This is a genomic window from Bradyrhizobium sp. HKCCYLRH2015 (assembly GCF_051168215.1).
Lineage (GTDB): Bacteria > Pseudomonadota > Alphaproteobacteria > Rhizobiales > Xanthobacteraceae > Bradyrhizobium.
The window spans coordinates 278,110-290,815 of the sequence record NZ_JBNPUO010000013.1 but is presented as its reverse complement, the minus strand read 5'-3'; the positions used below and the strand labels follow the sequence as shown (position 1 = coordinate 290,815).

The window sequence follows — 12,706 nt, the reverse complement described above, 5'->3', positions numbered from 1 at the left end:
CCCGCTGCTCAGGCCTGCTCGATCTCGACGAGCGCGCCGGAAAAATCCTTCGGATGCAGGAACAGCACCGGCTTGCCATGGGCGCCGATCTTCGGCTGGCCGTCGCCGAGCACGCGGGCGCCCTCCTTGATCAGCGTGTCGCGCGAGGCGATGATGTCGGCCACCTCGTAGCAGACGTGATGGATGCCGCCATCCGCATTGCGCTCGAGAAATTTGGCGATCGGTGACGCCTCGCCCAGCGGCTGGATGAACTCGATCTTGGTGTTGGGCAGGGTCACAAACACGGTGATCACGCCATGCTCCGGCAGCGGCACCGCGGGGGAGATCTCGGCACCGAACGCCGCGCCATAAATCCTGGCAGCCTTTTCGGCGTCCTTGACCGCGATGGCGACGTGGTTGAGCCGGCCCAGCATGACATCCTCCACTTTTTCTTTTGAACGGCCGTTCTGTTGGCCCGCGTCAGACTTCCAAGACATGGACGAGGCAGATCGGCTTCTTGCCCCACTGCTCGTTCACCGTCGAGCGCACCGCCCGCCGCACGGATTCCGCCGCGGCATCGGGATCACGACGCCGCGTGCGTGGCAGTCCTTCGAAGGTCGAGACGACCGCGTCGAACACGATGTCGTCCATCGCCTCGCCTGCCGCATTCTTCTCGGGGATGCCGACCATGTCGACCTCGGGGTCGTCGGCCAGCTCGCCCTTCTCGGTGATGGCGAGCGCGACGAAGATGCAGCCGGCGAAGGCCATCTTGCGGCGCTCGACCACCGCGCGCGACTTCGAATCCTCGACGATGCTGCCGTCCTTGTAGAGCCGTCCCGCCGGCAGCTCGTCGATGATCCCGGGATCACCGGGGCCGAGCTTGACCAGATCGCCGTTGCGGCAGGTGATCACCTTGGGCACGCCGCAGGCGCGCGCCAGCCTCGCATGCTCATGCAGATGCAACGCTTCGCCATGCACGGGGATCAGGAGCTGCGGCCGCGTCCACGCGATCATGTCGCGCAGCTCGTCGCGGCGCGGATGGCCAGAGACATGAACCAGATGGTTGCGGTCGGTGATGATCTCGATGCCCTGCTGCACCAGCCCGTTGATGACGGCACCGACCGCCTTCTCGTTGCCGGGAATGGTGCGCGACGAGAAGATGACGGTGTCGCCCTTGTTCAGCGTCACCAACGGATGGTCGTCATTGGCGATGCGCGCCAGCGCGGCGCGCGGCTCGCCCTGGCTGCCGGTGCACAGCGCCAGCACCTTGTCCGCGGGGAAGTGGCCGTAGAGATCCATGCCGCGGAAGTTCTGCACGCCGTCGAGATAGCCCGTTTCGCGCGCGACTTGGACCACGCGCTCCATGGCGCGGCCGACGATGACGACCTCGCGCTCCGCCTCACGCGCTGCCTCGGCGACAGCGCGGATGCGCGCGACGTTGGAGGCAAAGGTGGTGACGGCGACGCGGCCCTTCGCTTCCTTCACCAAAGCCGCGATCGTCTTGGCGACTTCGGCCTCGGACGGCGAGCGTCCCTCGCGCACCGCGTTGGTGGAGTCGCCGATCAGCGCCAGCAGCCCGGCGTCGCCGAGCTCGCGCAGCCGCTTCTCATCGGTCGGCGCACCCAGCACCGGCGTCGGATCGATCTTCCAGTCGCCGGTGTGCAGGACGGTACCGACCTCGGTATGGATCGCCAGCGCATGCGATTCCGGAATCGAATGCGCGACGGGGATGAACTCGACGTTGAACGGACCGATATCGACGCGGCCGCCGGAAGGAATCACCTTGACCGGAATCTTGGCCGGCAGGCGCTCGGCCTCGCACTTGGCCTCGAACAAAGCGGCGCTGAACTTGGTCGCGTAGATCGGGCATTTCAGCCGCGGCCACAGGTCGATGATCGCGCCGAAATGGTCCTCATGCGCATGGGTCAGCACGAGACCGACGAGGTTGTTGCGCTCTTTCTCCAGGAAAGCGACGTCGGGCATGATCAGGTCGATGCCCGGCAGATGCTCCTCGTCGCCGAAGGAGACGCCGAGATCGATCGCGAGCCAGGACCGCTGGTGGCGGTTGCCGAGGCCGTAGATCGACAGGTTCATGCCGATCTCGCCGACGCCGCCGAGCGGTGCAAAAGTCAGTTCGTCGGGACGTGCCATCTAGACCGCTCCTTGGGAGGCGACCGAGCCGAAATGAACATCGCCTGCCGTGATCGGCTCCAATCGTCCCTCCGCGGTCCGCACCAGCATACAACCCTGTTCGTCGATCGTGTCGAAAATCCCCTCGATGATAGCATGTCCGGACCTGATGGCGACGGGCTGCCCGAGGCCGGCCGCCCGCTCCAGCCAGAGCCGGCGAATATCACCGAAGCCCCGGCCCTCGTTCCAGATGCCGAAATATTCGACCCAGGCGTCAGACAAGGCCGCGAACAAATCCGCGGCAGCCACCTGGATGCCGAGGTCCGCCAACGAGACCGCCGGTGTCGGGGTATCCGGCGGCGCCGCCACCACGTTGGTTCCGATGCCGGCAACCACGGCGAGCCCGCCAGCCACCTGCTCCGCTTCGAGCAGCATGCCGACGATCTTGCGGCCGTCGGCCAACACGTCGTTGGGCCATTTCAACGCAAAGGCCACGCCGCCTCCGGACCGCAGCGCAGCCTCGAGGCTCACCTGGCGCAACGCGGCCTCGATGGCCAGGCCCGCGGCGAAGCCGAGGGTGGCGGCCACGGCGGGAGCCACGTTCAGCACTTCGAGCACGCTCGAGGCCAGATTGCCGCGCGGAGCGATCCACGGACGCTGGCGACGGCCGCGCCCGGCCGTCTGCTCCGACGTGACGAACCAGCACCGCGCCTTGCCGCCCTCTCTGGCCGACTTCAGCGCCTCGACGTTGGTCGACCCCGCCTGATCGAACGTGACGAGCCCGTAACCTGCCGCAGCGGCACGGGACCCGAGAGCAAACGCCATCTAGAACAGCGACTTCGCCGCGGCCGCAGCCGCGCTGACCAGCGGGCCGGGATAGGCGAAGAACAGGATGTTGAAGATGCCGGAGATCGCGAGCACCGTGCGCAGCTCGATCCTGACCGGATCGAGCGTCGGCAGCGGCTCGTCGAAATACATCGTCTTGACGATCAGCAGATAATAATAGGCGCCGACCACGCTGGTCAGCACGCCGATCACCGACAGCGTGAACAGCCCGCCCTTGATGGCGGCGACGAACACGTACCATTTCGCGAAGAAGCCCGCGAGCGGCGGAACGCCGGCCAGCGAGAACAGCAGCATCGCGAAGAAGAAGGCGAGCAGCGGATTGGTGCGCGACAGCCCCGAGAAATCGCTGATCTTCTCGAACGACTGGCCGTTCCGCTTGATCGCCATGATCACCGCGAAGGAGCCGAGCGTCATCGCGACATAGATCGCGATGTAGGTCAGCACGCCCTGCGCGCCCTCGACCGTGCCTGCGGCGAGGCCGACCAGCGCGAAGCCCATATGGCCGATCGACGAATAGGCCATCAGGCGCTTGATGTTGGTCTGTCCGATCGCGGCGAACGAGCCGAGCGCCATCGAGGCGATCGAGACGAACACGATGATCTGCTGCCATTGGAAGGTGATGCCCGGGAACGCCGTCAGCGCGACGCGCGCGAACACGGCGATCGCCGCGACCTTGGGCGCGGAGGCGAAGAACGCCGTCACCGGGGTGGGCGCGCCCTCATAGACGTCCGGCGTCCACATGTGGAACGGCACCGCCGAGACCTTGAAGCACATGCCGGCGAACAGGAAGACGAGGCCGAAAATGATGCCGACGCTGCCGGTCTTGGTGGCAGCCGCGATCCCGGCAAAGCTCACCGTGCCGGTGAAGCCGTAGATCAGCGAGGCACCATAGAGCAGCATGCCCGACGACAGCGCACCGAGCACGAAGTACTTCAGGCCGGCCTCGGTCGACTTGACGTTGTCACGATGGCTGGCCGCGACGACGTAGAGCGCGAGCGACATCAGCTCGAGACCCAGATACAGCGAGATCAGGTCGCCGGCCGAGATCAGGACAAGCATGCCCAAGGTCGAGAGCAGCACCAGGATTGCATATTCGAAGATGCGGCGGTCCGGCTTGGACAAGAATTCCGCCGACATCACCAAAGTCGCGATCGAGCCGATGATCGCCAGGATCTTCAGGAAGCGCGCGTAGCTGTCAGCGATGAAGCTGCCGCCGAAGGCCTGGCCGCCCGGCTGCCTGAAGACGAGGATGCCGACCACGATCAGCAGAGCAACCGCCAGCCAGGTGACGAGCCCCGTCGTCCCCTGCCCGCGAAACGCGCCCAGCATCAACAGCGCCATGGCCCCCACGGCCAACAGCAGCTCCGGCAGCACCACCCAAAGCTGAGGCCCAAGATTCTCGATCATCGTCTCTGTCCCGACCCCAAGGGTCTCATCATTGGAGCAGCGCGGCGGCCTTCACGGCCGTCACGGCGGTATTGTAGTTGGCGACGAGCTGCTGCACCGACGCCGCCGACATGTCGAGGATCGGCTTCGGATAGACACCGAACAGGATGGTCAGCGCCACCAGCGGAAACAGGATCACGCCTTCACGCAGCGTGAGGTCCTTGATGCTGGCGAGCGACGGCTTGGTCAGCGCACCGAACACCACCTTGCGGTACAGCCACAGCGCATAGGCTGCCGACAGGATGACACCGAAGGTCGCGAAGAACGCGGTCGGGATCGACACCTTGAAGGTGCCGAGCAGGGTCATGAACTCGCCGACGAAGCCGGAGGTGCCGGGCAGGCCGACATTGGCCATCGTGAACACCATGAACACCAGCGCGTAGACCGGCATCCGGTTGACGAGGCCACCATAGGCCGCGATCTCGCGGGTGTGCATCCGGTCGTAGACGACGCCGACGCAGAGGAACAGCGCGCCGGAGACAATGCCGTGCGAGATCATCTGGAACACGCCGCCCGCGACGCCCTGCATGGTGCCGGCGAAGATGCCCATCGTCACGAAGCCCATATGCGCCACCGACGAGTAGGCAATGAGCTTCTTGATGTCCTCCTGCATCAGCGCGACCAGCGAGGTGTAGATGATCGCGATGGCCGAGAGTGTCCACACCAGCGGCGCGAAGTCGTGCGAGGCCAGCGGGAACATCGGCAGCGAGAAGCGCAGGAAGCCGTAGCCGCCCATCTTCAGGAGGATCGCGGCCAGGATCACGGAGCCCGCCGTCGGCGCCTCGACATGCGCGTCCGGCAGCCAGGTATGAACCGGCCACATCGGCATCTTGACCGCAAAGGAGGCGAAGAAGGCCAGCCATGCCCAGGTCTGCAGGTTACGCGGCACCGCGGTGTGCATCAGCGTCGGGATGTCGGTGGTCCCTGCGTTCCAGTACAGCGCCATGATGGCGAGCAGCATCAGCACCGAGCCGAGCAGCGTGTACAGGAAGAACTTGAACGAGGCATAGACCCGACGCGGACCACCCCAGACGCCGATGATCAGGAACATCGGGATCAGGCCGCCCTCGAAGAACAGGTAGAACAGCACGAGGTCGAGGGCCGAGAACGTGCCGACCATCAGCGTTTCCAGGATCAGGAACGCCATCATGTATTCGCGCAGGCGGTTGGTGACCGACTTCCAGCTCGCCACGATGCAGAACGGCATCAAGGCGGTGGTCAGGATCACGAACGGCAGCGAGATGCCGTCGACACCCATGTGATAGCTGATGCCGGCCGCCAGCCAGTTCGACTTCTCCACGAACTGGAAGTCGGTCTGTCCGGGATCGAAGCGCAGCACCAGGATCACCGACACCGCAAAGGTGATCAGCGTGGTCCACAGCGCGATCCAGCGCGCATTGCGCCGGGCCGCCTCGTCGTCGCCGCGGACCAGATAGATCAGCAGCGCGCCGACGATCGGCAGGAAGGTAACGACGGAGAGAATTGGCCAGGTGGTCATTGCTGGCCCCCCATGAACATGAACCAGGTGATCAGGCCGGCGACGCCGATCAGCATGGCAAAGGCGTAATGATAGAGGTACCCGGTCTGGATCTTGACGACGTTGCGCGTGATGTCGAGCACCCGCGCCGAGACACCGTCCGGACCGAATCCGTCGATGACGAAGCCGTCGCCCTTCTTCCAGAGGAAGCGGCCGAGCCACTTCGCCGGACGGACGAAGATCACGTCATACAGCTCGTCGAAGTACCACTTGTTGAGCAGGAACCTGTAGAGCAACGGTTGCTGCGCGGCGAGCTCCTCCGGGATGTCCGGACGTCTGACGTAGAAGAAGTAGGAGACCACAAATCCCAGCACCATCATGACGAAGGGAAGCTGAGCGAGCCAGGCCGGCATGTGCTCCATGTCTTCGAGAATGTGCGGGTTCATCTTCAGCGACTCGCCGAAGAAGTGCTCGACGCCATGAGGATCGGTGAACACGCCCTTGAACGGGAGCCCGGCCAGGATCGAGCCGGCCGCGAGCACGCCGATCGGGATCAGCATCCAGATCGGGCTCTCATGCGCGGCATCATAATGATGCTGATCGTGCGGCGTGCCGAAGAAAGTCTTGAACACCAGGCGCCAGGAATAGAACGAGGTCAGGCCGGCGGCGACAATGGTGAGGAAATACGCGTAGGTCGCGAACGGATTGTGCGCGGCGTATGCAGCCTCGATGATCGCATCCTTGGAGAAGAAGCCGGCGAAGCCGGGGAAGCCCGTCAGCGCGAGCGTACCGACCGTCATCACCGCGAAGGTGTACGGGATCTTGCGCCACAGGCCGCCCATGTTGCGGATGTCCTGCTCGTGGTGCATCGCGTAGATCACCGAGCCGGAGCCCAAGAACAGCAGCGCCTTGAAGAAGGCATGCGTGAACAGATGGAACATGCCGACCGAGTAGGCCCCTGCTCCCATCGCCACGAACATGTAGCCGAGCTGCGAGCAGGTCGAGTAGGCGACGATGCGCTTGATGTCGTTCTGCACGAGGCCGACGGTCGCTGCGAAGAACGCCGTGGTCGCGCCGAAGAACATCACGACGGCCTGCGCGTTCGGCGCGAGCTCGAACAGCGGCGACAGGCGCGCCACCATGAACACGCCGGCGGTGACCATGGTCGCGGCGTGGATCAGCGCAGAGACCGGGGTCGGACCTTCCATCGCGTCCGGCAGCCAGGTGTGCAGCAGGAACTGCGCCGACTTGCCCATCGCGCCCATGAACAGCAGCAGGCAGGTCAAGGTCAGCGCGTCGGCGTGCCAGCCGAGGAAGTTGATCGTCGCCTTGCCAGCCAAGCTCGGCGCGGCGGCGAAGATCGTCTCGAAGTCGGTCGACTTCGTCAGCAGGAAGATCGCGAAGATGCCTAGCGCGAAGCCGAAGTCACCGACGCGGTTGACGACGAAGGCCTTGATCGCGGCGGCATTGGCCGACGGCTTCTGGAACCAGAAGCCGATCAGCAGGTAGCTGGCGAGACCGACGCCCTCCCAGCCGAAGAACAGCTGCACGAGGTTGTTCGCGGTCACCAGCATCAGCATCGCGAAGGTGAACAGCGAGAGATAAGCGAAGAAGCGCGGACGATTCGGATCCTCGTCCATGTAGCCGATCGAATACAGATGCACGAGCGAGGACACGCTGGTGACCACGACCAGCATCACGGCCGTCAGCGTATCGACGCGCAGCGCCCAGGAGACCTGCAACTCGCCGGAATTGATCCAGGGCAAGAGCTCCTTCACCCCGGCCTCGTGATGCATGAAGCCGACGCTGATCAGCATCGCCCAGGACAGGCCGGCCGAGACGAACAGCAGCGCGGTGGTGATCGCCTGCGCGGCCCAGGTGCCGGCCGCGGGCGGCTCTGCGACATGATGGTCGTCGTGCCCATGACCGTGATCGTCATGTGCGTGCGCGTCGGCGGCGCCATGGTGATGGCCGTCGTCGTGATGATGCTCGACCACATCGCCGCTCGGATGGCGTCCATGCGCCCCCAGCAGCGCGATCAGGCCGGCCAGGATCGCGCCGAGCAGCGGCAGAAAGACAATGGCCTGGATCATTCGCCCATCCCCTTACGCATGACCTTGCCGGCAAGCCGGCCCCCATCTGTGCGGATCATGCGTCCTTAGCCCTTCATCAGATTGACGTCTTCAACCGCAATCGAGCCGCGGTTGCGGAAGTAGACCACCAGCACGGCAAGGCCGATCGCGGCTTCCGCCGCCGCAACGGTCAGGACCAGCAGCGCGAACACCTGGCCGACGATGTCGCCGAGGAAGGTCGAGAACGCCACCAGGTTGATGTTGACTGCGAGCAGGATCAGCTCGACCGACATCAGGATGACGATGATGTTCTTGCGGTTCAGGAAGATGCCCAGGATGCCGAGCGTGAACAGCATCGCCGCCACGGCGAGGTAATGTCCCAGTCCGATGGTCATTTCACCCACTCCGCGGCATCCGTGTCCTGCAACCCCTGCCCGACCGCGACCTTGCGCACCGCCATCGCCATCTCCGGCGTGCGCGCGTTCTGGACGTTGATGTCCTGGCGCTTCACGCTGGCCTTGTGGCGCAGGGTCAGCACGATCGCGCCGATCATCGCCACCAGCAGGATCATGCCCGACAGCTGGAAGTAATGGATGTACTTCGTATAGAGCACCAGGCCGAGCGCCTCGGTGTTGGTGACGTTGGTCGGGATCGCCGCGGTGATCGCCTTCGGCGTCGTCGGGTTGATGACCCAATAGGACACGGTCAGCAAGAGCTCGAACAGGAAGATGCCGCCGATGACGAGGCCGATCGGCATGTACTGCAGGAAGCCCTCGCGCAGCTCGGTGAAGTCGACATCGAGCATCATGATCACGAACAGGAACAGCACGGCGACCGCGCCGACATAGACGACGACCAGGATCATCGCCAGGAACTCGGCGCCCATCAGCACGAACAGGCCTGAAGCATTGACGAAGGCGAGGATCAAATAGAGCACCGAATGAACGGGGTTCTTCGAGACGATCACCATCACCGCGGAGGCCACGCAGACCGCCGCGAACAGGTAGAAGAAGAGCGCAGGAAGGATCATCGGACGGCCTCAGCGGTACGGCGCGTCGAGCGCGATGGCTTTGGAGATCTCGCGCTCCCAGCGGTCGCCGTTCGCGAGCAGCTTGGCCTTGTCATAGTAAAGCTCCTCGCGGGTCTCGGTCGCGAACTCGAAGTTCGGTCCCTCGACGATGGCGTCCACTGGACAGGCTTCCTGACACAGGCCGCAATAGATGCACTTCACCATGTCGATGTCGTAGCGCACGGTGCGGCGGGTGCCATCGTTGCGGCGCGGGCCGGCCTCGATCGTGATCGCCTGCGCCGGGCACACGGCCTCGCACAGTTTGCAGGCGATGCAGCGCTCCTCGCCATTGGGATAGCGGCGCAGCGCGTGCTCACCGCGAAAGCGCGGCGAGATCGGGCCCTTCTCGAACGGATAGTTCAGGGTCGGCTTCGGCTGGAAGAAGTAGCGCATCGCGAGGAAGAACGCGGAGACGAACTCCTGCAGCAGCAGCGACCGTGCGGTGGCGGAGATGTTCATGACAGCCTCATTTCGGCGCGATGCCGGCGAATTGCAGCACGCCCGCGACGATCACCACCATGGCCAGCGACAGCGGCAGGAACACTTTCCAGCCAAGGCGCATCAACTGGTCGTAGCGGTAGCGCGGCACGATCGCTTTCGCCATCGCGATCAGGAAGAACATGAAGAACAGCTTGAGCGAGAACCAGATGACGCCCGGCACCCAGTTGAACGGCGGCAGATCGATCGGCGGCAGCCAACCGCCCAAGAACAGGATCGTGGCCAGCGCGCACATCGTGGTGATCGCGACATACTCGCCGAGCATGAACAAGAGATACGGCGTCGAGCCGTATTCGACCATGAAGCCGGCGACGAGCTCGGATTCAGCTTCGACCAGGTCGAAGGGCGGGCGGTTGGTCTCGGCGAGCGCCGAGACGTAGAACACCACGAACATCGGGAACAGCGGCCAGACGTACCAGTTCAGGATCGTCAGCTGCGGCAGGCCGATCAGGCTCGCAAGCCCGCGGGCGTGCTGCGCCTCGACCACCGCCGACAGATTCAGGGTGCCGGCGCAGAGCAGCACGGTGATGATCACGAAGCCGATCGAGACCTCGTAGGACACCATCTGCGCCGCCGAGCGCAGCGCCGCCAGGAACGGATACTTCGAGTTCGACGACCAGCCGGCCATGATGATGCCGTAGATCGACAGCGACGAGATCGCGAAGATGAAGAGGATGCCGACATTGATGTCGGCGATCGCCCAGCCGAGATTGGTCGGGATCACCGCCCACGCCGCCAGCGCCAGCACGCAGGACACCAGCGGCGCCAGCAGGAACACGCCCTTGTTGGCGCCGGCCGGAATGATCGGCTCCTTGAGCACGAACTTCAAGAGGTCGGCGAACGACTGGAACAGGCCCCAGGGCCCGACCACGTTCGGACCCCTGCGGATCTGCACCGCCGCCCAGATCTTGCGGTCGGCCAGCAGGATGTAGGCGATCGCGACCAGGAGGACGACGAGCAGCAGCACGCTCTGCGCGATCATGATGATCAGCGGCCAGAGGAAACCGGTCCAGAATGAGCTCGCAAAGAAATCAGCCATCAGGTCACGCTCACTCCGCTGCCGTCAGCATCTGCCCGGAGGCCAGGCGGGAGCATTCCGCCATGACTGCCGAGGCACGCGCGATCGGGTTGGTGAGATAGAAGTCATCGATGACAGGCTTGAACGGCGCCTTCTCGAGGCTGCCGCCCTTGCCCGCCAGGGTCTTGATGTCGGCGATCTTGCCCGCCTCGATCTGGTCGATCCGGCCGAGATGCGGCACGGCCTTGATGATCGCAGCGCGCAAGCCGGCCAGCGAGTCGTAGCCGAGCTTCCTGCCGAGCACGTCGGACAGCGCCCGGATGATCGCCCAGTCCTCGCGTGCCTCGCCCGGCGGGAATGACGCCCGGCCCGTCATCTGCACCCGGCCCTCGGTGTTGACGAAGAGACCCGACTTCTCGGTGTATGCGGCGCCCGGCAGGATGACGTCGGCGCGATGCGCGCCACGGTCGCCATGGGTGCCGATGTAGACAGTGAACACGCCCTCGGGCACCTCGACCTCGTCGGCGCCCAGCAGGAACATCACGTCCATGGTGCCGAAGGTCGTCATCTGCGCAGCCGTCAGGCCGGTGCCGTTGAAGCCGATGTCGAGCGCGCCGACCCGCGACGCGGTGTCGTGCAGCACGGCAAAACCATTCCAGTCGTCGCGCACGGCGTTGACGTCCATCGCGATCTTGGCCGCGAGCGACAGGATCGCCGCGCCATCGTGACGCGCGACCGCGCCGGCGCCGACCAGCACGATCGGATTCTTGGCGTTGCGGAACGTGGTCGCAAACGAGTGCTTGCCCGCTGCGACGTCGCTCAGGGAGTCCGTGCCCGCGCCAATGTGCTCATAGGCATAGGTGAGATCGGCCTTTGGGCCGACCACGCCGACCTTGAGCTGACCCGACCGCCAGCGCTTGCGGATGCGGGCGTTGAGCACGGCCGCTTCCTTGCGCGGATTGGCGCCGACGATCAGGATCGCGTCGGCCTGCTCGATGCCGGCGATGGTCGGATTGAACAGATAGGATGCGCGGCCGAGCTTGGCATCTAAGCTGTCACCGCCCTGCACGGCGACGTTGGTCGAGCCGAGCTTGGCAAGCAGATCCTTGAGCGCGAACATCTCTTCGACCGCGGCGAGATCGCCGGCGATCGCGCCGATGCGCTTGCCGTCGATGCGCGACAGCTTGGCGGCAATCGCCTTGAATGCCTCAGGCCAGGAGGCGGCGCGCAGCTTGCCATCCTCGCGAACGTAGGGACGATCGAGCCGCTGCGTGCGCAGGCCGTCGACGACATGGCGGGTCTTGTCGGAGATCCACTCCTCGTTCACGGCATCGTTGATGCGCGGCAGGATGCGCATCACCTCGCGGCCGCGGGTGTCGACCCGGATCGCTGAGCCCACGCCGTCCATGACGTCGATCGACTGCGTCTTGCCGAGCTCCCAGGGCCGCGCCGCGAAAGCATAGGGCTTGGAGGTCAGCGCGCCCACCGGGCAGATGTCGACCAGATTGCCCTGCAGCTCCGAGCTCAGCGCCTGCTCGAGATAGGTCGTGATCTCCATGTCCTCGCCGCGGCCGATCGCGCCCATTTCCGGCACGCCGCAGACTTCCGCCGAGAAGCGGACGCAGCGCGTGCACTGGATGCAGCGGTTCATCGAGGTCTTGACCAATGCGCCGAGATATTTGTCCTCGACGGCGCGCTTGTTCTCGGCGAAGCGGCTGGTGTCGACACCATAGCCCATCGCCTGGTCCTGCAGGTCGCACTCGCCGCCCTGGTCGCAGATCGGACAGTCCAGCGGATGGTTGATCAGAAGGAATTCCATCACGCCTTCGCGCGCCTTCTTGACCATCGGCGACCGCGTCGAGATCTCCGGCGGCTCGCCCTTCGGGCCCGGCCGGCAGTCGCGCACGCCCCAGGCGCAGCTCGCGACCGGCTTCGGTCCGCCCTTCACCTCGACGAGGCACATCCGGCAGTTACCGGCGATCGACAGCCGCTCATGATAGCAGAAGCGCGGGATCTCGGCGCCCGCCGCCTCGCACGCCTGCAACAGCGTGTACTCCGGCGGCACATCGATCTCTTTGCCATCGATGATGATCTTGGTCATAGCCTCACATCTCTCTCAAACCACGGACCGCCGCGCTGCGCACCGTGAGGGCGCGAGCGCGGGGGAAAAC

Annotated in this window: 11 protein-coding genes; all 11 read right to left on the bottom strand. The window is 64.9% G+C overall.

Going from position 1 to position 12,706, the window contains the following annotated elements; translation table 11 throughout:
- Positions 1–8: 8 nt before the first annotated feature.
- Positions 9–413, bottom strand: a complete 405-nt coding sequence (mce, locus tag ACQR1H_RS31010; protein ID WP_316181340.1) for a methylmalonyl-CoA epimerase — start codon at positions 411–413, stop codon at positions 9–11.
- A 46-nt stretch (positions 414–459) separates the two neighbouring features.
- On the bottom strand, positions 460–2,130 hold the full coding sequence (locus ACQR1H_RS31005) for a ribonuclease J (RefSeq protein ID WP_434908663.1): 1,671 nt from the start codon (positions 2,128–2,130) through the stop codon (positions 460–462).
- Positions 2,131–2,934: a biotin--[acetyl-CoA-carboxylase] ligase gene (locus ACQR1H_RS31000; protein WP_434908662.1), complete on the bottom strand. Its 804-nt coding sequence runs from the start codon at positions 2,932–2,934 to the stop codon at positions 2,131–2,133.
- The gene (gene nuoN, locus ACQR1H_RS30995; RefSeq protein WP_316237401.1) at positions 2,935–4,362 is read right to left on the bottom strand and encodes an NADH-quinone oxidoreductase subunit NuoN; all 1,428 of its coding nucleotides are present in this window, start codon (positions 4,360–4,362) and stop codon (positions 2,935–2,937) included. It abuts the gene before it with no gap.
- A 28-nt stretch (positions 4,363–4,390) separates the two neighbouring features.
- On the bottom strand, positions 4,391–5,899 hold the full coding sequence (locus ACQR1H_RS30990) for an NADH-quinone oxidoreductase subunit M (protein WP_434908661.1): 1,509 nt from the start codon (positions 5,897–5,899) through the stop codon (positions 4,391–4,393).
- On the bottom strand, positions 5,896–7,971 hold the full coding sequence (gene nuoL / locus ACQR1H_RS30985; RefSeq protein ID WP_315799701.1) for an NADH-quinone oxidoreductase subunit L: 2,076 nt from the start codon (positions 7,969–7,971) through the stop codon (positions 5,896–5,898). Before nuoL ends, ACQR1H_RS30990 begins: the two co-directional genes overlap by 4 nt.
- 65 nt (positions 7,972–8,036) lie before the next feature.
- Positions 8,037–8,345, bottom strand: a complete 309-nt coding sequence (gene nuoK, locus ACQR1H_RS30980) for an NADH-quinone oxidoreductase subunit NuoK (RefSeq protein ID WP_006611001.1) — start codon at positions 8,343–8,345, stop codon at positions 8,037–8,039.
- Positions 8,342–8,980 carry an NADH-quinone oxidoreductase subunit J gene (locus tag ACQR1H_RS30975; RefSeq protein ID WP_015666525.1) on the bottom strand — a complete coding sequence of 213 codons (639 nt, stop codon included), beginning with the start codon at positions 8,978–8,980 and terminating at the stop codon, positions 8,342–8,344. The genes nuoK and ACQR1H_RS30975 overlap by 4 nt, the downstream gene beginning before the upstream one ends.
- 9 nt (positions 8,981–8,989) lie before the next feature.
- The gene (nuoI, locus tag ACQR1H_RS30970) at positions 8,990–9,478 is read right to left on the bottom strand and encodes an NADH-quinone oxidoreductase subunit NuoI (RefSeq protein WP_006611003.1); all 489 of its coding nucleotides are present in this window, start codon (positions 9,476–9,478) and stop codon (positions 8,990–8,992) included.
- A 7-nt stretch (positions 9,479–9,485) separates the two neighbouring features.
- Entirely contained in the window at positions 9,486–10,556 is a 1,071-nt protein-coding gene (gene nuoH / locus ACQR1H_RS30965) for an NADH-quinone oxidoreductase subunit NuoH (protein ID WP_315799700.1), read from the bottom strand.
- Positions 10,557–10,566: 10 nt separating this feature from the next.
- Complete coding sequence (nuoG, locus tag ACQR1H_RS30960; protein ID WP_434908660.1) at positions 10,567–12,636, bottom strand: NADH-quinone oxidoreductase subunit NuoG; 2,070 nt, start codon at positions 12,634–12,636, stop codon at positions 10,567–10,569.
- Positions 12,637–12,706: the final 70 nt, after the last annotated feature.